Here is a 20,711-nt window from a genome sequence, read left to right as displayed (position 1 = left end):
GACGGCGATTATGCTTGTCGTCACTGGCCGATGTCGCTTCGTTCCGCATGGACGGTCTTTGCGGCGCCGGAACGATGGCAATTTCGTGCCGTTCGGTGGCGGGCGGCCAGGCATGCGGCGCGACGGCGCCCTTCAGCGCGGCTTCGCGGTCAGCGTCCAGCCGGATCAGCGACAGGGAAAAGCCGTTCATGTTGAGTGCGGTCATCATCGGGGCCGGCCCAATGATCAGCCGAACGCGGCCGGCGATTGGTGACGATAGCACCGCATTGGCGATGACGCCCATTTCAAGCGGCGGCACAGCGCCGAGGTTGTTGATCAACAGCGCATGATCTCCTGTGTCACCGACCTTGCCGGCCAGCCGTTCGGTCATCGTCGCAACGAGGTCGGCAACAGGTTGCAAGGAAATGCGCTCGACACCGGGTTCGCCGTGGATGCCAAGTCCGAGCTCCCCTTCGTCGGCGCCAAGCCGATCTTCATGTGCCTGACCGGGCACGCTGCAGGTCGAAAGCGACATGCCGAGGGAAACGATGTCGTGCGCCGCTGCCACCGCCTGTGCGGTGACCGTCTTCAGGTCGGCTCCGGCTTCGGCGTGATAACCGGCGATCTTGTGCACAAACAGGGTCCCGGCAACGCCGCGAGGCTGGTTGATGCCGGGGATCGCGATATCGTCGGCAACGATCACCATCTCGACAGCGAAGCCTTCGGCACGGGCCTTTTCGGCGGCGAGGCCAAAGTTCAGCCGGTCACCCGTATAGTTCTTGACGACGAGCAGTGCACCCTTGGGCCCGGTTACGGCACGGATTGCTGTCAGCACGGCATCGACACTGGGCGAGGCAAATATCTCGCCGGATACGGCCGCGGTGAGCATGCCTTTGCCGACGAAGCCGGCATGCGAGGGCTCGTGTCCGGCCCCGCCGCCGGAGATGATTGCGACCTTCGATTTATCCCAGTCCGCGCGCAGGATCACCTTGATATCGGGGAAGGTATCCAGACGGGCAAGACGGCCCGCACTGCTTGTCAGGAGCAGACCATCGAGGGCTTCGGTGACAATTGTTTCCCGGCGATTGAAGAAATGTTTCATGGAGAAAGATCCGTCTTTTATGCCAGTGCGTTTGTTTCGTTCGGTTGCTTATCCAAGGCGCTGGCCGCTGGCGTCGAAATAGAGTGGATCGCGTAGCGTCAGGCTCACCCGATCCCCCGGCCGGATCGCGAGATATGGATCGGCAAGTGTGACGAGCTTGTGGTCGCGGACCTTAATGTGAAGATGGTTCTGGTCGCCCAGGTGTTCGATCCAGTCGATCTTCGCATTGGCGTTCTGATCGATGATGATATCGAGATGCTCGGTTCGCGCGCCGATCGTCTTCGTTCCCGGTGGCGGATTGGCGCCAGGAAGAAGATCAGTTGGCAAGAGGTTGATGTGCGGCTGGCCAAGACGCGCAGCGACATGAAGACTGGCGGGATTGCCGTAGATTTCGCGGGGCGTTCCGACCTGCAACAGCCTTCCTTCCGCAACGATGCCGATCCGATCCGCCATGGTCATGGCTTCGACCTGGTCGTGGGTTACATAGAGCAGGGTCGAACCGAGCTCCTTCTGGATGCGCTTCAGTTCCAGGCGAAGTTCCGCGCGAAGTTTCGCATCGAGTGATGAGAGCGGTTCGTCCATCAGATAGATGGCGGGTTGGCGCACGAGCGCCCGGCCGATCGCAACGCGCTGCATTTCGCCGCCCGACAGACGCGTCGAACGGTTCTCCAGCTTGTGGTCGATCCTGACCATGCGGGCAATTTCCCGCACGCGGCGGTCGATCTCTTCGCTTGCGAGCTTGCGCACCGGCGCGCGCAGCGGAAAGGCAAGGTTGTCGTAAACCGTCATATGCGGATAGAGCGAATATTGCTGGAAGACGAATGCGACGTCCCTGTCGGCCGGAGCTTCGCCTGCGACGTTGCGACCGCCTATCTCGATGCGGCCGCTCTCGGGGCGCTCCAGCCCGGCAATGAGGCGCAGCGTCGTCGTCTTGCCAGCACCGGTCGGCCCAAGCAGGACGACGAACTCGCCGTCGCGGATGGAGAGGTTGAGATCAGCGAGGGCCGGTGTCTCACCGAAGCGCTTGTTGAGGCCTTTGAGAACGACGTCAGCCATGCCGTGCCTCCGAGTAGAGTGCCGAAGCGATGGCGCGGCCTGACGTGCAGTCGAACAGTGCGAGCTTGGCCGGGTTGAACTCAAGACCAACCGTCTCGCCGATGCGGAAATTGCGGTTTGCCGGAACGCGGGCCTTGATGACGCCGCTCGACGTCTCGATTGCCACAACCTGATTGGTCCCGAGATATTCGCTGCCGTAGACCGCGCCGCGCAAAGGAGAGGTATCGCTGAAGCGAATATGTTCGGGCCTGACGCCGAGCGCCAGTTCGGCTTCGGCCAGGTCCTGGTGCACTTCCGGAACGGTGACGTCGACGCCGTGAAGCGAGACCGATCGCGCGCCGGACTGAAGGCCGGAGGTGAAGCGCATGAAATTCATCGGCGGCGAGCCTATGAAATCCGCGACATACATGGTGGCTGGCTTGCTGTAGATTTCCTGGGGCGTGCCAAATTGCTCGATGACACCATGGTTCATGACTGCGATCTTGTCGGCCATTGCCATCGCCTCGTGCTGATCATGCGTCACGTAAACCGTCGTCGCATGGATGCGGTTATGCAGTTCGCGCAGTTCGTGAACCATGACTTCGCGGAATTCCGCGTCGAGCGTGCCAAGCGGCTCATCCATCAGGAAGCATTTCGGGCGGCGCACGATCGCGCGCCCGAGAGCCACGCGCTGGCGGTCACCGCCGGCAAGTCCGGAGACGGATCGCTCAAGGATATGATCGATCTGCAGCAGCCGCGCGGTTTCCTCGACACGCTTTCGGATCTCAGCCTTCCGCATGCCTTGCGAGAGCAGGGGAAAGCCGATGTTCTTGCGCACGTTCATATGCGGATAGAGCGCAAAAAGCTGGAACACGAAGGCTATGTCGCGGGCACTGGCGCGATTGAAGGTGACGTCTTCGCCGTCAAGATAAATCTTGCCGCTGGTCGGCAGTTCAAGTCCGGCAATCATGCGAAGTGTCGTCGTCTTGCCGCAGCCGGACGGTCCGAGCAGCGCCAGGAACTCGCCGTCATGAATGACGAAGCTTGAATCCTCGACAGCGACGAAGCTGCCGAACTGCTTGCGGAGGTTTTCGATCCTGATGTCCGCCATGGCTCACTCCGGAAACTTCGAGACGATGATGAACATGGCCGTGCCCGCGAGCAACGTCACCAGCGAGTAGGTGTAGAGGACCAGCAGGAATGGCTGGAAGAGCATCAGGAAGCCGATGGCGATCAACGCAGTCGCAATGTTCTCCATCGGCCCGCGGCGCAGGAAGAAGGGGCGCTTCGGGCGCAATGGGAGCGGGGTTTCGGTAAGATGGGTCATTTGCGGACCGCTCCGAAGGTGATGCCACGCAAGAGCTGCTTGCGCAGGAGAATGGTAAAGACGAGGATCGGGATCAGGAAGATCGTTGTTCCCGCAGCGACAGCGGGCCAATCCTGACCGCCTTCGCCGATGATTGTCGGGATAAACGGCGGCGCCGTCTGGGCTTGACCCGAGGTCAGCAATGCTGCGAAGGCATACTCGTTCCAGGCAAAGATGAGGCAGAAAATCGCGGTGGCGGCGATGCCGGTGGTTGCCTGCGGCAGGACAACCTTCCAGAAGGCCTGCAGCCGGGTGTAGCCGTCGATCATTGCGGCTTCCTCGTATTCGCGCGGGATCTCGTCGATGAAGCCTTTGAGCAACCAGACGGCGAGCGAAACGTTGACCGCGGTGTAAAGCAGGATCATGCCAAGCGCTGTGTCGGAAAGGCCAAGCTCGCGGTACATGAGATAGATCGGGATTGCGACCGCAATGGGCGGCATCATGCGCGTCGACAGGATGAAGAACAGAAGGTCGTCGGCAAGCGGTACCCTGAAACGGGAAAAACCGTAGGCGGCCAGCGTCCCCAACGATACGGCCAGAAACGTCGAGCCAAAGGCAATCACCAGAGAATTGGCAAAACGCGGCAGGAAATTCGAGGAGCCGGCGATCACCATGTTTCGCTTACGGGTCACCTCATCGCAGGTACCGGTCGGTGCGGGCAGGGAGGCAATGTATTCCGGCGTCTGGCGTGTTCTCGTCGTAAGAAGGTTGCAATAGCCTTCCAGTGTCGGCGTGAAGACGATCTTCGGAGGATAGCTGATGGAGTCCGGCGGAGATTTGATGCTGGTCAGGAAGATCCAGACGAGCGGGATCATCGTGATCAGGGCGTAGAGGATCACGATGGCGCCGGCGATGCGCTTGCTGGCCAGGCTCGGTTCGACGACCGAATGGGCTGAGGTAACCGAGCTCATCGTTGCTTCACCTTGTTGAGCGCTTTGACGTAAATATTCGCAAGACCGAACACGGCCACGAAGAGGATGATGGCGAAGGCCGACGCACGGCCCGTTGCCCAGCTCTCAAAGGCGGCCCGCTTCAAGGTGATGGAGGCGACCTCAGTGGTCGAGCCTGGGCCGCCACCCGTCAACAGTGTGACCATGTCGAACATCTTGAAATTCTCGATGCCGCGAAACAGTACGGCGAGCATGATGAAGGGCAGGGCCATCGGCACGGTGATCGACCAGAATTGCCGCCATGCGGAGGCGCGGTCGACCTCTGCCGCCTCATAGATATAGTCGGGGATCGAGCGCAAACCTGCCAGGCAGATCAGCATGACATACGGCGTCCACATCCAGGTATCGACGATGATGATCGCCCAGGGCGCCAGCGAGACGCTGCCGAGCATCTGGATGTCGGCCGTCGGGATGCCGGTGACGAGGGAAACGGCGTAGGCGAAAAGACCGATCTGCGGCTCATAGAGAAATCGCCAGAAGTTGCCGACGACGGCCGGAGACAGCATCATCGGGATCAGGATCAGCGTCGTCCAGAACGCGTGGCCGCGAAACTTACGGTCGATAAGATAAGCGAGCGTAAAGCCGATCACCGTCTGAAGCAGGATCGTCCAGAACACGAAGTGTGCCGTCGTCTGCATGGCCTGCCAGATATCGGGGTCGGTGAGGACGCGCTCGTAATTGCTCAATCCGACGTTCTGGACCGGCGCATTTGGACGGTTTGCCCGGTAGTTCGTGAACGAGAGATAGATCGCCCAGATGAGCGGGAAGATGTTGATGGCGAGAAGCAGGACGATGGTGGGGGCGATAAACACCCAGGCGATGGCTCGATCGGACAGGCCGCGGACACGGTGAGCGACCGATGTTGGCGTCGCCCTTGCAGTCGCATCTGCTGCCTTCTCGACGATGGAGGAAGAGGAAATGTTCAACATGTCACCTGGTCTTTTCGTATGTGAGACAGGTGGCGGCCCGGCAGTCTTGGCGATCCGGGCCGCCATTCTGGCAAGAAGGTTGTACGTCCAGCCGGACACTAGATCTTGCCGTCGTCCTTGAAGACCTCGGTCCAATCCTTCACCAGGCCATCAAGCGCCTCTTGAGCCGTGCCGTTGCCGGCCACCACATAGTTATGAACGCGCTTCTGCATGTCCTGGAGGAGGGTTGCGTAGCTCGGCTCTGCCCAGAAATCCTTGACGATTGCCATGGAGTCTAAGAACGCCTGAGCATAGGGCTGGCTGGAAGCGAAGTCCGGGGCGTTCACGACCGATTTCAGGCAGGAGTAGCCGCCGAGTTGCCACCATTTGGCCTGGACTTCAGGCTGGGCGAACCACTTGATGTACTGCAGGGCGGCGTCCTTCTTGTCGGAGTAGGAGACCACCGAGATGCCCTGTCCGCCGAGCTGAGCGAAGTGTTTCTTTTCAGCGGGGTTGGGGAAGAAGCCGATCTTGTCGCCGCCGACCTTCTCGTCCTTGTAGAGGCCCGGCCAAGTGAAGGCGAAGTTCATCTGCATGGCGACCTGGCCGGATTTGAAGGCGTCGGCTGACTCAACCATGTAGACGTTGGAGCTGCCAGGCGGAGTGCAGCAATCATAAAGCGCCTTGTAGAATTCCAGACCTTTCACCGCATCGGGCGAATTGACGAAGCCTTCCATTTCATAGGGTTTGTCCGGGTTATCGTACTGGAAACCCCAGTCGTAGAGCACGTTCGTCACGCCCATCGTGATGCCTTCGGAGCCGCGCTCGGTGTAGATCGAAGCGCCGTAGACGGTCTTGCCATCGATTTCCCGCTTCTGGAAGAACTCGGCGATCTGCTTCAGCTCGTCGTAGGTCTTCGGCGCGGCGAGGTCACGCCCATATTTTTCCTTGAATTCCTTTTGCAACTCCGGCCGCTCGAACCAGTCCTTGCGGTAGGTCCAGCCGACGACGTCGCCCATCGCAGGCAGCGCCCAGTAGTTCGGCGTATTCTTCGGCCATTCGGAATAGCCCACGACCGTCGCCGGCACGAAGTCATCCATCTTGATGCCTTCCTTGTCGAAGAAGTCGTTGAGCTTGACGTAGTGGCCGTTCTCAGCCGAGCCGCCGATCCACTGGCTGTCGCCGATGATCAGGTCGCAGAGTTTTCCGTGGGAGTTCAGTTCGTTGAGGAAGCGATCCGCGTAGCTCGTCCAGGGCACGAACTCGAACTTCATTTCCGTACCGGTCTTGGCAGTGAAATCTTTCGAGAGCTCGACAAGTGCGTTCGCCGGGTCCCAAGCCGCCCAGCAGAGTGTCAGTTGGTCGGCTTTTGCGAGATTGGGCAGCGCTGACGACATGATGAATGCCGAGGCCAGCCCGAGAAGGGCTTTCGATTTCGTTTGCATACGTTCCTCCCAGAACCAAGGCCGGCTCCCCGCCGGCCGCGCAAGTCCACCCATTTCAGAGAATGCCTACATGAACTCCTCAACTCTCATGTTTAGCAATATGTTTAGTGATAGCTATTTTTATAAACATTGCAAGTGACAATCGTTGCTGCGCTGCACACCAGTACAGGACAGACTTCGAAGTCTCCCGGACACCGATCCGGAAAGCGCTGCGCGAAGTCGGCACCATGGCGCGGTTGACCGTGAGCCGAACCGAGGCGCCGTCGTTGCATCTCCATTCAATGTTGGTAGCGACGTCAAAACTGGAAGCCATCTGCGGGCGCCTGTCGGCCGAACGCATGACAGTCGGGGAGCGGCGTTTGCTCAAGCTCGAGCACCCGGCATCGGCGAAACTCATGCATGCTGGTGCCGATGAAGACCATGCCGCTTACAATATCGAATTCCATGCGCGCCTCCATCGCGGGGCTCACAACGACCACATATTGGGGCTGGTGACGCAGACACGTGCACGATTGGCCGCGCGCAATTCAGCTTGCCGGGGCGCCTTGCCCGATCCTATGATGAACACAACGTCATCGTAATGGCGATCATGCGGGGGATGGTGAGGCAGCTAGCCAGGCCGCGTATTCCCACGTTGTGATCGTTAGCGATGCCAGCATCGTTTATGCATCAACCCAAAAAGATTGATTCCTATTCTTTCTGGGATCGAAACCTGTTGTTTCGCATGGATTTTTTATGAAAAACGCATTCAATCCGCCATCGGTCCGCAAGCCCTTCGGGAACTATAATCATGGCCTGCTAGTGCCCCCAGGCGCGTCGCTTCTCGTCACCTCAGGTCAGCTCGGGATCGGCGTTGATGATACGATCCCCGATGATGCGACCGCTCAGGCCGAGCTATGTTTCAAGGCAATCGATGCGATCCTAAAAGAGGCGGGCATGACCTTCGCGGACGTCATACGCATCTCTGGCTTTGTCACAAGGAGGGAAGACTTCCCGGCCTATATGGCGGTGCGCGATCGCTATACGCTTGACCCCAAACCGGTTTCGACGCTCATCATCGTCGGCGGGTTTACGCGGCCGGAGTTTCTGGTCGAAGTCGAGGTAACGGCAGCCAAGGTCGTTTGATCGGGGTGGGTTGTCGTATCAGAACCGCTCCATCGCGGTCTTCACTTTGCTGAGAAAGGCCGCCCGCGTCTGATCGGTGCAGTTGTTCATGTCGTAATGCGCCAGAAAGGTCACCGGTCTCATTGGATTGATCTGCGCACGCAGCACGCGCTTGACGATCTTCTTTGGGGGATCTCCGGCAACAAAAGCCCGGAAAGGCGTTGCGCCATAGGTCAGCACTGCACCGAGCTTGCGGATATGGCGCAGTCGCGATTCCACCTTGCCGTTGACGAGTTCGAAGGAAACGCCAGGTAGCCAGACGCGATCGAAATACCCCTTCAGGATTGCGGGGAAGCCGAAGTTCCAGACCGGTGTGACGATCACCAGCCCCTGCGCTAGCTTCAGCCGATCGACATGATCCTTCACCAGCTCCGTATTCTGGGGGTAGTCGTGGTAAACCATTCTGTCGCGGCGGGAGAGTACGGGATCGAAGTTCTCTGCATAGAGATTGCAGTCATCGACCTCGTGTCCTGCCGTCTTCAAGCTTTCCAACGTTTGCTGATAGAGCGCGTTGCCATAGCTTGACTCCACCGGATGCGAATGAAGGATGAGAACTCTCATGTGGCCTCCATCACGGCGGCAAGTCCAGGGAACAGGTAATTCTCGCCCGATGAGAAATCGAAGTTCGGATTCTCCCAGGCGATCATCTTGCCGGGATTGAGCAGCCCCTGCGGATCGGTCTCATGCTTGAAGGCAAGCTGAACCTTGTCCGTCTGCTTCATGCCGCCTTCCTCCAGCGTGTAGCGATGCGGGTTGAAGATCGGGCAACCATGGTCCTGATGGATCTTGATGATCTCCTCCAGCCGCTCTTCGGTCGTGTAGCGCACCAAGGGGAGACCGGAGCATTGGATCTGACCGTCGAACTTGATGAATTCGAGATGGCCGGGTACCTCGTCGCCGAAGATTTCGACCATCTTGGCAACCTTCGCCACATGGTCCGGCCCGGGGTATTGGACCTGCAAGTAGGTAAAGGCTGGATCGACCTTCAGCGCTCGCAGCGTCGTATGGTTCCACGCGAGTTCATAGGCATGTGGAATGCCCTTCATGCTCTCGACCTTATCGGAACGGAAAATGATCTCGCCCTTCTGGGCCGCGGTAAAGGCGTTGAACGCATCCATCGAGTGCGGGGCGACCATCAGCACCACAACCGACTGGCCCTGGCGAATGTAGGATTTATGACGGGCAAAGTAATCGTGTGGAATCGGTGCCGCGATCGGTGCGACTTCCTTGACGAGAATGCCGTTGCATTTTGCAAGAGCATCCGAGTAGCGCACTGCCGCCATGAAGTCGTCGTAGCCGACCAGCACGTCGACCCAATCGTATGCTGGTGCAAGCGGCATCTCGATTTCCGTGATGATGCCGTTGGTGCCGTAGGCGTGGCTGACCTTCTGCAGATCCCAACCGGTGAGATCGAGCACCCGCGGCTCTGCCTCCATGGTGACGACGCGCAGCCGGATGATGTTGCCGATATCGCGAAGTCCACCCCAGGTGATCGACCCGACGCCGCCCGAACCGCCGGCAATGAAACCGCCGATCGTTGCCGTCTGCGCTGTCGAGGGATGAAAGCGAAGTTCCTGGCCTGAATGGGCCTTGGTCTGCTTGTCGAGTTGGGCAATCACAATGCCGGGCTCGCAGATCACCCGGCCAGGATGGATCTCCTTGATCTTATCCATGGCGGCAAGGTTGAGCACGATCCCACCGGAGAGCGGCATGGCCTGACCGTAATTGCCGGTGCCGGCGCCCCGTGGCGTTACCGGAACACCATGCGCAAAGGCGACTTTGAGGGTCTGGATCACCTCGGCTTCGTTCTTGGGCGTCACGACGAGATCGGCGGTAACGCCATCGAGCTGCGCCTTCAGGATCGGCGAGTACCAGTAGAAATCTCGGCTCTTCTGGCGCACCAGCGCCGGATTGTCCTCGACGGCGATGCCTTCGAGTTCCTTTTTGATCCTTTGGTAATCCGGCATGTCAGGCTCCAACGACGCTATCGAGTTCACGGTAATCCGGCAGGCTGCGGTCGATGACCTTGCCGCGGCGAAGCACAACGCGGTCAGACTGCGGACGGGAAAGAAATTCGCTCCAGCGACGGGCACTGAAGAGGACGAGATCGGCCGGCCTGCCGGCACCGATGCGGCCCATATCAGAGTGTCCGGCAATGTCGGCGGGCGAGGTGGTTACGACGCGTGCGGCCGTATCGAGCGGATGGTCGAGGTGAAGAATGCGCACGGCTTCGCGGAACACCTCGACCGCATCGAGGTCGCCATAGGCGTAGAACGGATCACGCGTATTGTCGGATGCGACTGCCGTGGCGACACCGGCAGCTGCGAGCTCCTTGAACAGCGTCACGCCCCGCCAGCGTGGCGTGCGGTTGGGATAGCGATCCTGCAGGTAGGCATTGCACATCGGCAATGAGATGATCGAGATGCCGGCCTTGGCGACCAGCTCTACGGTGCGCTTAGCGATCCCATCGTCTTGTCTTGCAAGCGAGCAGCAGTGGCCGGCCGTTACCTTGCCGGCAAACCGGTTCCGCAAAACGGCCTCGGCGATCGCCTTCAAGGTCTCCGCGCCGGGGTCATCCGTCTCGTCGACATGAAGATCGACGTCGAGGCCGTTTTGCGCTGCCGCATGAAGGAGCGTATCGAGCTGCCACGCGAGGTTCGGCCCCATCTTGGTGACGCCGCCGATCAGGCTGCCGGAATTGCGCACGACCGCGACGAGATCGGCGAAGTAGGCCTCGTCCAGCATATCGTCCATCGCAAAGAGGGCGACAGCCTGCAGTGTGATCTTGTCCTTCCAGGATTCTCGCATTTCGGAAAAGACGTCGAAGGAAATGCGATGCTGAGGGGAGGCCGAATCCAGGTGCGTGCGGATCAGGCTCGTGCCGTGCGCGTAGGCAGACCGAAGTGAGAATTCCATTCGTTTGCGCACATCATCGGCCGACCAATGCGCCTCGCGATCGGCACCGACCGCCTGCAGCGCACCCATGAATGTTCCATCCGGATTGCTGCTGCGTCCCCAGATATGCCCCTTGTCGAGGTGCGTGTGGACATCGGCAAAGCATGGCCAGACCATCCCCTCACGCAAGTCGGATTTTGCGAATTCCTGTGGCGCACTGCCGGCCGGCAGGATCATCGAAACAAGACCGTTTTCGATGACGATATCGGCTCGCACAAGGCCTTCATGGGCTGGCGCATCAAAGCCTTCGACGGCAACGGCGGGCAGCGTCGCATTGCTCAGCACGAAGCGACCGGCGTTCGGAGGCGACATGAAGGAGTACGTCATCAGTTTTCCCGCTTGAGGCTGCTCTCATGCCAGCGATGCAGGCTGAGCCAGGAGATGAAGGAGGTGACCGCGAAGATCGCCACTCCGAGCAGTGAGAGCATCAGCAGGGCGGCGAAGAGACGGGGGATGTTCATGCGGTACTGTGCTTCCAAAAGGCGGAAGGCAAGGCCGGAGCCGGCGCCGGCCGAACCCGCAGCAAACTCGGCAACGACGGCGGCAATCAGCGCCAGACCTCCACCGATGCGCAGACCCGTCATGAAATAGGGCTGTGCCGCCGGCAGCTTGAGGTAGAGCAGCGTCTGCCAGCGGGAGGCACCATAGAGCTCGAACAGGTTGATCAGATTATGATCCACGCTCTTCAGGCCCTGCACCATGTTGGAAAGGATCGGGAAGAAGGCGACGAGAAAGGCGCAAATGAGCAGCGCCACCTGTGTCGACGGTGCATAAATCAGGATCAGGGGCGAGATTGCGACAATGGGCGTGACCTGCAGGATGACGGCCAGCGGATAAAAGGCGATCTCGATCCACCGCGACTGCACGAGGAAGATGGCAAAGCCGACCCCGCCGACAAGCGCCAGCATCAGTGACATGAAGGTGATTTTCGTTGTTACCCAGAGCGCGGGCGCCAGCGTTCCCCAGTCGCTGACGAAGGCGGAGGCCACCGCGCCCGGGCCAGGAAGAATATAGGGTGCCACCCCCGAAAGCTTGACGTACAGCCCCCAGACGATGACGAGGACTGCGACGGTTACGAACGGCACCACAATCCGCAGTGCAAGCTCGCGCCGCCTTGCCGTCATCGGAGTTGATAACGATGGCGCCGGCGCATCGGCAATGTCCGTGCTCATCCATTCTCCTTTGCGGCGTTGATGGCGCCGATCAGCGAGCGCGACACGGTCTCGCAAGCCTGGCGATACTCCTCGGACGTGCGGTAGTAGGCGTCCCGCTTAAGGCTGGTGACAAGCGGCAGGTCGGCATGGACCCGTCCCGGCCGCGCCTTCATGACGACGATGCGGTTCGAGAGATAGGCCGACTCGAAAACCGAGTGGGTGACGAAAATCACCGTGATGCCCGTCTCCTTCCAGAGGCGCAGCACGTCGTCGTTCAGTTTCTGGCGCGTGATCTCGTCGAGGGCCGCAAACGGCTCGTCCATCAGCAACAGCTTCGGCTTGGTGACCAATGCACGCGCGATGGATACACGCATTTTCATGCCGCCGGAGAGCTCGCGCGGATAGGCTTCGGCAAAGTCCTGCAGACCGACGGTCGTGAGGGCCTTCATGATCTCTTCGCGCGCCGCAGCCTTGGAGATACCGCGAAGCTTCAGCGGAAGATGGACGTTGCCGAAGACATTCTTCCACGGCATCAGCGTCGGTTCTTGAAAGACGAAGCTGATATCGCCTTCCGGCAGACCTTTTGCGTTGATGCGGGAACTTGGCCAGTCGATCGTCCCGGAAGAAATGTCGCCAAGGCCTGCGATAATGCGCAGTGCCGTCGATTTGCCGCACCCGGAAGGTCCGAGCAGACTGATGAATTCGCCGCCTTCGACCGTCAATGACATGCCCGACAAGGCAACCGTGCCGCTGGAGAAGACCTTTGAGACCGATTGCATCGAGACAAGCGGTCTCTTGCGCGCGTCCTTGTTCACCGGGATCTTTGCTGAGGCTAGAGGCATCGCCTGTCTCTTTTCATGAGGGGTCCGGCGGCGTCCCTTACTTCTTCAGAGCCATGCCGACACCCTTGCAGACGTATTTCGTGGTGTATGCCTTGGTGTAGTCCGTCTCGGCCTTGAGAACCTTGATGCCGACCATCTCGGCGAAGAACTTCTTGTAGTGCGCATCGGTGATGCAGCCGATCCCCTTGTCGAGGGCTTCACCGGATTCGACGATGCCGTACTCCTTCATCTTGGCGATCGAATAGGCGATCTGGCCATCCGTCATTTCCGGATTGTCCTTCTTGATCAGCTCGTTTGCCTTGGTGTTGTCGCCATAGAGGTAGTTGTACCAGCCCTCGATCGAAGCATCGACAAAGCGCTGCACGACATCCGATTTGCTGTCGACCATCGACTGCGTCGTGGTGATCATCGTCGAGTAGGGGGAATAGCCGCTGTCGGCGAGCAAGAATACTTTCGGCTCCCAGCCGGTCTGCTTCTCAATTTCATAGGGTTCGGAGGTGAGGTAACCCTGCTGGCCGGATTCCTTGTCGGCGAGGAATGGGCCGGGGTTGAAATTGTATGGCTTGTATTGCTCGTCCTTGAAGCCCTTGTAGTTCGCCTTCATCCACTCGAAGTAGGTTAGATAGCCGTCCTTGCCGAGGAACAGCGTCTTCAGCTTGGCAAGGTCTTCGAATTTCTCGATGCCGGCGTCCGGATGAGCGATCAAAACCTGAGGATCCTTCTGGAAGATCGCTGCGACGTCGACGAGCGGAATGCCCTGTTCAACGGCGGAGAGTTCGCCCTGCGGGCCGCCCATGTAAAAGTCGATCTTGCCGGAGATCAGCAATGCGCTGTTTGCCGCGTTCGGGCCGCCCTGTACGATGGTGACGTCCAGCCCGTGCTTGGCATAAGTGCCATCGGCCACTGCCTGATAAAAGCCGCCATGCTCGGCCTGCGCAAGCCAATTGGTGCCGTAGCTGACCTTGTCGAGCGCCAAACTTGGAGCTGCGAGCATGCATCCAAGCCCAAAAGCTGCGGTAAATGCGATGTTATTCAAAGTCTTGGACATGATCGGCGTTCCCCTTCGTGAGCCGTTCGGACAGCTCTTCGGCGTCCGATTTTCTTCATTTGAGCGATTGCTTTGCTGTTTGAAAAGCATCAAAATTCGTGCGCAACGATGCCTTTTTGGCATCTCATCGCAGGCCTGTGCCTAATTTGTGCGTGGCGCTTAAAATTGATGCAACGAGGGGTCGGATGCTGCATTCCAGGAAGCTGCTCTACATCAACGAGATCGCCCGCACGGGCTCGATCCGCAAGGCCGCGGCGCGCTTGAACGTCGCGTCATCTGCAATCAATAGGCAGATTCTGGCACTCGAGGCGGAAATCGGCGCACCACTGTTTGAACGATTGCCGCGGGGACTGCGACTGACGGCGGCAGGCGAACTATGCATCGAACATATTCGAGAGGTTTTGAAAAACTACGACCGGCTGGAGGGGCGGATCAAAAGCCTGAAGATGCAGCAGGCCGGCAAGGTCCGATTGGTGACGACCGTCGGTCTTGCGTCAGGGCCGCTTGCGGAGATCATCGCACGGTTTCAATTGGAGCATCCGCGCGTCTATTTTCAGATCAGGAACGATGCAGGCACGACGACGGTCAATCCCGTGCTTTCAGGTGATGTCGATATCGGCCTTGGCTTCAATATTGCGGCAACACCGGGGATCCGGACGCTCGGCAACTTCGACATCCCGATCGGTGTCGTGCTGCCGCCCGGACATCGCCTCATCGGTCAGGGGCCGATCAGCCTGGGCGACATCGTCCAGGAACGACTGGTTCTCGCGCAGCCGGGCACCAGTCTTCGGGATGTCATCAACCTTGCGCTTGCGCGGCTTGATGTCTCCGTCGAGCCGGTACTGGAGAGCAATGCGTCGGAGATGCTGAAGAAGCTCGTCAAATGCGGCGCGGGGCTGACCCTGCTCAATCCGCTCGACGTCATCACCGAATGCCGCGCCGGCGAACTTGTGTTCCGACCGATTGCCGAGCCTCATGGTCGACATCAGCCGATGAAACTGTTTGCCCGCGCTCGCGCGCCGCTTGATGCGGCGACCAGCCTGTTTGTCGAATATCTGTTGGCCGAGCTTGCCGGCCTTGTTCAGGAGTTGCAGTCCAAGGGACACATTTCTCCAGACAGGTCGTCGGCCGCCTGAGATCTAGCGTGAGAAGAGATTTGTGAGCGGATAGCGCTTCAGATCATTTAGGAGTTCGATGAAGCCCAGCACCTGATGGCGGCAGATCGCCGCCCCTTTCTCGGCCGTGCCGCGCGACGCGTCGCCCACGACGCCGGCGGGATTGAGGTCATGCGCGATCCAGGCGAGCGAGTGCGGCGGAAGCGGCTGGATGAACTTCGACTGTTCGCGCATCCATTCGGCCTTGGACACGAAGTTCTCTGCCTTGTCGATGCGGACGAGATCCGGCCTGAAATGCAGCATCAAGGACGTTTCGACCTCTCCGCCGTGGATGCCATATCGGGATTCGTGATCGCTGATCATGCCGTCCGGATGTCCGAAACGGCCCCATTGGGTCGACACGACGGCCATTTGGTGACGCACGCGCAACTCGCGCGCAACAATGCTCATGATGTCGACATTGCCGCCGTGCGAATTGACGATCACCATCTTGCGGATCCCGGCTTCGGCAACCTTGGCGCCTATTGCCGTCCAAACCGGGATCAGCAGTTCGGCAGGCAGCGAAAGCGTGCCCGGTCCATAAATATGCTCGTTTGCTTTACCGACTTCCTGTGTCGGCAGCACCAGGATATCGAGGTCATCGGGCCGTTGACGGTGAAGCTCGGCCAGCATGCCGTTGGCGATCGAAACGTCGGTCGCGATCGGTAGATGAGGCCCGTGCTGTTCGGTCGAGGCGATCGGCAAAATGGCGATGGTCGTGTCGGCCGAAAGCCCGGCAAAGTCATGGGTGTTGAGCTCGTTCCAATAGAATGGCATCGCCATTGCCGCGCGTTCCCTTCGTTGAGGTTTCCTCAGGGACTAGGGAATTATGCGACATGCGAAAAGCATCAATTTGCGTGCACGCCGCTGCCTTTTTGCGATATAGCGGAAGTCCAGGAGCTCAGGGCGGATCAACAGATTTTAGGGTCTTCGCCAATGTGTGTGGTGATCGAGGATATGGACCGGCAACGATGACGGTCCCGCAGCGCCAGCTTAACACGACAATCCGGCAAGCAACTGGCCGGTTGCTTGCGGGATCGTGTCGTCGCCGACCGGCATACAAAGCGTTTCCTCAGACGTTCTGCACAGCGGCCAAAAGATTTGAGGAAGCCCGCTACTCCGAAGCGTTCACTGCGCCCGGATCGATATTCGTCGATCCTGCCTTGTTGCGGCCAGCGAATAGGGATGTCAGCCGCATGACCAGAATATAGAAGAGTGGCACGAAGAAGATACCGAGCGCGGTGGCCGAGAGCATGCCGCCCATGACGGCGATGCCGATAGCCCGCTGCGCGCCCGAGCCTGCCCCCGAGGCGACCGCCAACGGAAGAACTCCAAAGATGAAGGCGAACGACGTCATGAGGATCGGACGCAGCCGCATTCGCGCGGCACGTAGTGTGGCGTCCAGCAGAGATTGGCCTTGAGCTTGAAGGTCCTTGGCGAACTCCACGATCAGGATGGCGTTCTTCGCGGCGAGCCCGATCGTGGCGATCAAGCCTACCTTGAAATAAATATCATTCTCCTGACCTGTGAGTTTGGCCGCCGCCAATGCACCAAAGATGCCGATTGGAACCGCGAGGATTACCGCAAAGGGGATTGACCAGCTTTCGTAGAGCGCTGCGAGGCAGAGAAAGACGATAAGCAGGGAGAACGCATAAAGCGATGTCGCCTGCGTGCCTGAAAGCCGTTCCTGGTAAGAAAGGCCGGTCCATTCGACACTGAACCCGCTGCCGATCTCCGATACCAGTTGCTCCATCTTGTCCATCGCCGTCCCGGAGCTGACACCGTTTGCGGCCGAGCCCTGGATGTTGACTGCCGACGATCCGTTATAGCGCTCCAGCCGCGGAGAGCCTTGGCTCCAACTCGTCTTCGCGAAAGCCGAGAAAGGGACCATCTCGCCGGCAGAATTGCGAACGTACCATCTGTCGATGTCGCTCGGATACATGCGGAAGGGTGCGTCGGCTTGCACGTAGACGCGCTTGATGCGCCCGTTGTGATCAAAGTCATTCACGTAGTCGCCCGCCCAGGCAACCGAGAGCGCGTTATTCAGATCCGAGACTGTGATCCCGAGGGCACCCGCCAGGCGATGGTCGACGTTGACGCTGAACTGCGGCTGTTCGGCGGCGCCGTTTCGCCTCACGCCCAGAAGCTCAGGATCGCTGTTGGCCTTGGCGAGCAGCTGGTTTTGCGCAGCGATCAGGGCATCACGGCCCTTTCCGGACACGTCCTTCAGATACATGTCGAAACCGCTGGATTGGCCGAGGCCCTGGATCGCCGGGGGTTGCAGAGCCAGAACCCGGGCGTCGCGGATCCTGCTGAACGCGCCCATCGCGCGCCCCGCGACCGCGTTCGCCGCCTGACTGGCTTTCGTTCGATCGGCGAATGCCTTGAGTTTCACGAAGATCATCGCATTATTCTGGCCAGTACCGGAAAAACTGAAGCCTAGTGCTGCAAACACGCTGTCGACGCTGTCTGCCTCGTTTTCCAGATAGAACGTCTCGACCTGCTTTACGACTTCGAGCGTGCGGACGCGCGTCGCGCCTGTTGGCAGCTCGATTATCGTCATGAGAGCGCCTTGGTCTTCCTGGGGGAAGAAGGACGACGGCAGGTGGGCGAACATCCAGTAGCTGGCGCCGCCGAGGATTAGGTAGAGGACGACCACGCGGACGGACCGCTTGATGATCCCGCTTACCCCGCTGACATAGCCGTCAGTGGCCTTTGCAAAACCGTCGTTGAACTTGCGGAAGAACCAGTTCTTCGGCTTTGCATGGGACGCCCTGAGAAGCGATGCGCAAAGGGCAGGCGTCAGAATCAGAGCGACAAGGACCGACAACGCCATCGCCGTGACGATCGTGACCGAGAACTGCCGGTAGATGATGCCCACCGAGCCGCCGAAGAAGGCCATCGGCAAGAACACCGCGGACAACACGAGACCGATCCCGACAAGCGCGCCGGTAATCTCCTTCATCGACTTTAAGGTGGCTTCCTTCGGTCCGAGTTTCTCCTCCTCCATCACGCGCTCGACATTCTCGACGACGACGATCGCATCGTCGACAAGCAAACCGATCGCAAGCACCATGGCGAACATCGTCAGCGTGTTGATGGAATAGCCAGCCACCGACAGAACTCCGAAGGTCCCGAGCAGCACGACTGGAACGGCGATGGTCGGGATGATCGTGGCGCGCCAGTTCTGCAGGAAAACGAACATCACGACGAAGACGAGGATGACTGCTTCGAGCAGGGTGTGCTCGACCTTCTCGATCGAGGCCCGCACGAACGGGGTCGTGTCGTAGGGATAGACGATGTCCACATCGGCAGGCAGCGATGCCTTCAAGGCGGTGAGCGCGTTTTTCACGGCCTCGGCGGTATTGATGGCGTTGGCCCCGGCCGCAAGGTTGACGCCGAAGCCGGCGGCGGCATGGCCATTGTAACGGCCTGCGGAGGAATAGTCTGCCGAACCGATCTCGACCCTTGCGACGTCTCCGATCGTTACCATCGATCCATCCGTTTCGGTCTTGAGGATGATCGAGTTGAACTGTTCGACTGTCTGGAGCTGAGATTGCGACGTGATGGTGAAGTTCATCTGGGCGTCGGGCGTTGCGGGAAGGCCCCCCAGTTGGCCCGCCGAAACCTGTCTGTTCTGCGCCGAAACCGCCGATGTCACGTCGGAGGGCGTGAGCTGGAACTGCTCAAGTTTGTTTGGGTCCAGCCACACGCGCATGGCGTAGCCGGCGCCGAAAATATTCAGGTCGCCGACGCCTTCGACGCGCCGGATCGTGTCCTCAATGTTGCTCGACACGAGGTCGGCAAGATCCGTTGACGTGTATCTGGGGTTTTCGGAGGTAAGGCCAGCGATCAGCAGGATCCCCGAGGTCGACTTGCTGACTGTCACACCTTGCTGTGTCACTGACTCCGGGAGCCTGGATTCGACCTGAGACAGCTTGTTTTGCACCTGGACTTGAGCCGTGTCGGCATCGGTGCCGTTCTGGAAGGTCAGCGAGAGCGACGCAGATCCCTGCGAGCTGCTGGTCGATGAGATGTAGAGCAAGCCGTCGAGGCCTGTCATGTTCTCTTCGACAATCTTCGTCACCGAGTTTTCGACGGTCTGGGCGCTAGCGCCAGGATAGGTCGCACTAATACGGATCGTCGGCGGCGCAATCTCCGGATATTGCGAGATGGGTAGCTGGTTGAGCCCGAGAAGACCGCCCAGCATGATGACGATGGCGATGACCCAGGCAAAAATCGGCCTTTGGATGAAGAACTGAGACATTGGCCGCTCCGCTCACTTGCCAATTGATGCTGCTTGCTCGCCGTTGTCACTTGAAACATCCGCCACGCTCACTTCGAGGCCGTTGGCGTCGAGCTTGACCTCAACCGGCTTGACTGGCTTGCCGTCTTGGGCGTTTTGAAGCCCGTCGACGATCAGCTTGTCCCCGTCCGATACGCCCTTCGTCACGAGCCAGTTCGGTCCGATATCTATGGCAATTTCGAGAGCCCGCGTTTCAACCGTGCCGTCGGTCTTGATGAAGCGCGCTGTCGCCTCGCCCTTTGCATTCCGGGACACGCTACGCTGCGGCAGCAGAATACCGTTGTTGTCACGCGCGAGGCTGATCGTCCCCAACACATACATGCCAGGCAGAAGGCGCCGCTCCGGATTGTCGAAACGGCTGCGGATGGTGAATGTGCTTGTCGTTTGCGCAACGAACTGATCGGCCGACTTGATCTCACCGACAAGGTCATAAGGTGTACCGTCAGCGAATGAGAGATGTACCTCTGCCTTGGATTCAGGCCCGCCGACAATGGGGCTGAAACCGCCCATCCGAAGCTGATTTCGGAACTTGATCAGATTGGCGGAGGATTCCGTCAGGTCCACATAAACGGGATCGAGCTGGCGGATAGTAGCAAGCGCGTCGGATTGCGATGCCGTCACCAGCGATCCCGTACTGACTGAAGATGTGCCAATCCGGCCGTCGATCGGGGCTGTGATCGTTGCATGGCCAAGATTGATCTTAGCTGTTTGGAGATCTGCCTGTGCGACAGCGATACCCGCCTGCGCCTGCAGATAGTTCGACTCCGCGTCCTCGCGGTCCTGCTGACTGACGGCGCTTGTGGTTGAGAGCGTCTTGTAGCGGTCGAACTTCGATTTTGCGCCAGAAAGTGCGGCCTCGTTTTTCTTCACAGTCGCTACCGCCGACGCAACCGCAGCCTCGTAGGTCTGGGAATCCAGGCGATAGAGGATATCTCCCTGCTTCACCTCTGTGCCTTCCGTGAAAACACGCTCTTGGATGATACCGCCAACCTGGGGGCGAATTTCCGCCAGCTTAAAGGCGACAACGCGGCCTGCCACGTTGGTTGTCAGCACGACAGGTTGCGGGTGGACAACCAAGTACCCGGCTTCGGGAGGCTGTGCTGCTCCCGAGGCTGCTGTGGACCCTTGTTGCGAGCTTCCGTTGCAGGCCGCAAGAGCGGTGGAGGCAATCAATACCGCACCCAGCAGGAAAGATCGCCCATAGTGCCGGTGGCGGCAGGTTGGACCAACCGATTTACCGTTCATACCGTGTCTTCCTGATGCTTCTGAAATGAGGGTGGCATTGACCACCTTTCCACGCAGG

The 20,711-nt window shown here is 59.4% G+C and carries 18 protein-coding genes and 1 pseudogene; 3 read left to right on the top strand and 16 right to left on the bottom strand.

The window, feature by feature from the left end; all coding sequences use genetic code 11:
• From PMI09_RS03025 to PMI09_RS02995, 7 genes are all read right to left on the bottom strand, one after another.
• A partial coding sequence (locus PMI09_RS03025; RefSeq protein ID WP_007788744.1) for a dihydroxyacetone kinase subunit DhaK occupies positions 1-1,081 on the bottom strand: 1,081 nt, incomplete at its 3' end.
• 48 nt (positions 1,082-1,129) lie between these two features.
• Complete coding sequence (locus tag PMI09_RS03020) at positions 1,130-2,137, bottom strand: ABC transporter ATP-binding protein (RefSeq protein WP_007788742.1); 1,008 nt, start codon at positions 2,135-2,137, stop codon at positions 1,130-1,132.
• A complete protein-coding gene (locus PMI09_RS03015) occupies positions 2,130-3,227 on the bottom strand; it encodes an ABC transporter ATP-binding protein (RefSeq protein ID WP_007788739.1) in 1,098 nt (365 codons plus the stop codon). The genes PMI09_RS03020 and PMI09_RS03015 overlap by 8 nt, the downstream gene beginning before the upstream one ends.
• A gap of 3 nt (positions 3,228-3,230) precedes the next feature.
• Entirely contained in the window at positions 3,231-3,443 is a 213-nt protein-coding gene (locus tag PMI09_RS03010) for a hypothetical protein (RefSeq protein WP_007788737.1), read from the bottom strand.
• Complete coding sequence (locus tag PMI09_RS03005) at positions 3,440-4,393, bottom strand: carbohydrate ABC transporter permease (protein ID WP_007788735.1); 954 nt, start codon at positions 4,391-4,393, stop codon at positions 3,440-3,442. The genes PMI09_RS03010 and PMI09_RS03005 overlap by 4 nt, the downstream gene beginning before the upstream one ends.
• Complete coding sequence (locus PMI09_RS03000) at positions 4,390-5,358, bottom strand: carbohydrate ABC transporter permease (protein ID WP_193385379.1); 969 nt, start codon at positions 5,356-5,358, stop codon at positions 4,390-4,392. Before PMI09_RS03000 ends, PMI09_RS03005 begins: the two co-directional genes overlap by 4 nt.
• Positions 5,359-5,459: 101 nt before the next feature.
• Positions 5,460-6,785, bottom strand: coding sequence for an ABC transporter substrate-binding protein (locus PMI09_RS02995; protein ID WP_007788729.1), 1,326 nt, complete (start codon positions 6,783-6,785; stop codon positions 5,460-5,462).
• Between the two features lie 176 nt (positions 6,786-6,961).
• Here PMI09_RS02995 and PMI09_RS02990 point away from each other — a divergent pair.
• A pseudogene (locus PMI09_RS02990) lies at positions 6,962-7,472 on the top strand (GntR family transcriptional regulator); the annotation flags it as partial.
• Positions 7,473-7,520: 48 nt separating this feature from the next.
• A complete protein-coding gene (locus tag PMI09_RS02985; protein WP_007788724.1) occupies positions 7,521-7,910 on the top strand; it encodes a RidA family protein in 390 nt (129 codons plus the stop codon).
• Between the two features lie 18 nt (positions 7,911-7,928).
• Here PMI09_RS02985 and PMI09_RS02980 read toward each other — a convergent pair whose 3' ends face one another.
• The 6 genes from PMI09_RS02980 to PMI09_RS02955 are packed head-to-tail and all read right to left on the bottom strand — an operon-like array spanning position 7,929 to position 13,948.
• Positions 7,929-8,510 (bottom strand): NAD(P)H-dependent oxidoreductase, encoded by a 582-nt coding sequence (locus PMI09_RS02980; RefSeq protein WP_007788723.1) that lies wholly within the window; start codon positions 8,508-8,510, stop codon positions 7,929-7,931.
• Positions 8,507-9,916 (bottom strand): FAD-binding oxidoreductase, encoded by a 1,410-nt coding sequence (locus PMI09_RS02975; RefSeq protein WP_007788721.1) that lies wholly within the window; start codon positions 9,914-9,916, stop codon positions 8,507-8,509. Before PMI09_RS02975 ends, PMI09_RS02980 begins: the two co-directional genes overlap by 4 nt.
• Before the next feature lies 1 nt (position 9,917).
• Positions 9,918-11,231, bottom strand: a complete 1,314-nt coding sequence (locus tag PMI09_RS02970) for a cytosine deaminase (protein WP_007788719.1) — start codon at positions 11,229-11,231, stop codon at positions 9,918-9,920.
• On the bottom strand, positions 11,231-12,076 hold the full coding sequence (locus PMI09_RS02965; protein ID WP_007788717.1) for an ABC transporter permease: 846 nt from the start codon (positions 12,074-12,076) through the stop codon (positions 11,231-11,233). The genes PMI09_RS02970 and PMI09_RS02965 overlap by 1 nt, the downstream gene beginning before the upstream one ends.
• Complete coding sequence (locus tag PMI09_RS02960) at positions 12,073-12,900, bottom strand: ABC transporter ATP-binding protein (protein ID WP_007788714.1); 828 nt, start codon at positions 12,898-12,900, stop codon at positions 12,073-12,075. Before PMI09_RS02960 ends, PMI09_RS02965 begins: the two co-directional genes overlap by 4 nt.
• A 37-nt stretch (positions 12,901-12,937) precedes the next feature.
• Positions 12,938-13,948 carry an ABC transporter substrate-binding protein gene (locus tag PMI09_RS02955; RefSeq protein WP_007788713.1) on the bottom strand — a complete coding sequence of 337 codons (1,011 nt, stop codon included), beginning with the start codon at positions 13,946-13,948 and terminating at the stop codon, positions 12,938-12,940.
• 185 nt (positions 13,949-14,133) lie between these two features.
• Here PMI09_RS02955 and PMI09_RS02950 point away from each other — a divergent pair, with 185 nt between their 5' ends.
• Entirely contained in the window at positions 14,134-15,084 is a 951-nt protein-coding gene (locus tag PMI09_RS02950; RefSeq protein WP_007788711.1) for a LysR family transcriptional regulator, read from the top strand.
• Positions 15,085-15,087: 3 nt separating this feature from the next.
• On the opposite strand, the gene PMI09_RS02945 is transcribed toward PMI09_RS02950, so the two are convergent.
• The 3 genes from PMI09_RS02945 to PMI09_RS02935 all read right to left on the bottom strand — a co-directional run bounded on the left by PMI09_RS02945 (position 15,088) and on the right by PMI09_RS02935 (position 20,653).
• Complete coding sequence (locus tag PMI09_RS02945; protein WP_007788708.1) at positions 15,088-15,885, bottom strand: creatininase family protein; 798 nt, start codon at positions 15,883-15,885, stop codon at positions 15,088-15,090.
• 331 nt (positions 15,886-16,216) lie between these two features.
• Positions 16,217-19,369 carry an efflux RND transporter permease subunit gene (locus PMI09_RS02940; RefSeq protein ID WP_007788706.1) on the bottom strand — a complete coding sequence of 1,051 codons (3,153 nt, stop codon included), beginning with the start codon at positions 19,367-19,369 and terminating at the stop codon, positions 16,217-16,219.
• A gap of 12 nt (positions 19,370-19,381) precedes the next feature.
• The gene (locus tag PMI09_RS02935) at positions 19,382-20,653 is read right to left on the bottom strand and encodes an efflux RND transporter periplasmic adaptor subunit (protein WP_007788704.1); all 1,272 of its coding nucleotides are present in this window, start codon (positions 20,651-20,653) and stop codon (positions 19,382-19,384) included.
• Positions 20,654-20,711 lie beyond the last annotated feature (58 nt).

It is taken from the genome of Rhizobium sp. CF122 (assembly GCF_000282035.1).
Lineage (GTDB): Bacteria > Pseudomonadota > Alphaproteobacteria > Rhizobiales > Rhizobiaceae > Rhizobium.
The sequence above is the reverse complement of the archived record's forward strand: the minus strand, read 5'-3'. Positions and strand labels throughout refer to the sequence as shown.

Coding starts and splice junctions, on each gene's coding strand:
- PMI09_RS02985 (WP_007788724.1), top strand. CDS start 7,521: ATGAAAAACGCATTCAATCCGCCATCGGTCCGCAAGCCCTTCGGGAAC.
- PMI09_RS02945 (WP_007788708.1), bottom strand. CDS start 15,885: ATGGCGATGCCATTCTATTGGAACGAGCTCAACACCCATGACTTTGCC.
- PMI09_RS02960 (WP_007788714.1), bottom strand. CDS start 12,900: ATGCCTCTAGCCTCAGCAAAGATCCCGGTGAACAAGGACGCGCGCAAG.
- PMI09_RS02955 (WP_007788713.1), bottom strand. CDS start 13,948: ATGTCCAAGACTTTGAATAACATCGCATTTACCGCAGCTTTTGGGCTT.
- PMI09_RS03020 (WP_007788742.1), bottom strand. CDS start 2,137: ATGGCTGACGTCGTTCTCAAAGGCCTCAACAAGCGCTTCGGTGAGACA.
- PMI09_RS03015 (WP_007788739.1), bottom strand. CDS start 3,227: ATGGCGGACATCAGGATCGAAAACCTCCGCAAGCAGTTCGGCAGCTTC.
- PMI09_RS02940 (WP_007788706.1), bottom strand. CDS start 19,369: ATGTCTCAGTTCTTCATCCAAAGGCCGATTTTTGCCTGGGTCATCGCC.
- PMI09_RS02950 (WP_007788711.1), top strand. CDS start 14,134: ATGCTGCATTCCAGGAAGCTGCTCTACATCAACGAGATCGCCCGCACG.
- PMI09_RS02995 (WP_007788729.1), bottom strand. CDS start 6,785: ATGCAAACGAAATCGAAAGCCCTTCTCGGGCTGGCCTCGGCATTCATC.
- PMI09_RS02975 (WP_007788721.1), bottom strand. CDS start 9,916: ATGCCGGATTACCAAAGGATCAAAAAGGAACTCGAAGGCATCGCCGTC.
- PMI09_RS02970 (WP_007788719.1), bottom strand. CDS start 11,231: ATGACGTACTCCTTCATGTCGCCTCCGAACGCCGGTCGCTTCGTGCTG.
- PMI09_RS02980 (WP_007788723.1), bottom strand. CDS start 8,510: ATGAGAGTTCTCATCCTTCATTCGCATCCGGTGGAGTCAAGCTATGGC.
- PMI09_RS02935 (WP_007788704.1), bottom strand. CDS start 20,653: ATGAACGGTAAATCGGTTGGTCCAACCTGCCGCCACCGGCACTATGGG.
- PMI09_RS03005 (WP_007788735.1), bottom strand. CDS start 4,393: ATGAGCTCGGTTACCTCAGCCCATTCGGTCGTCGAACCGAGCCTGGCC.
- PMI09_RS02965 (WP_007788717.1), bottom strand. CDS start 12,076: ATGAGCACGGACATTGCCGATGCGCCGGCGCCATCGTTATCAACTCCG.
- PMI09_RS03010 (WP_007788737.1), bottom strand. CDS start 3,443: ATGACCCATCTTACCGAAACCCCGCTCCCATTGCGCCCGAAGCGCCCC.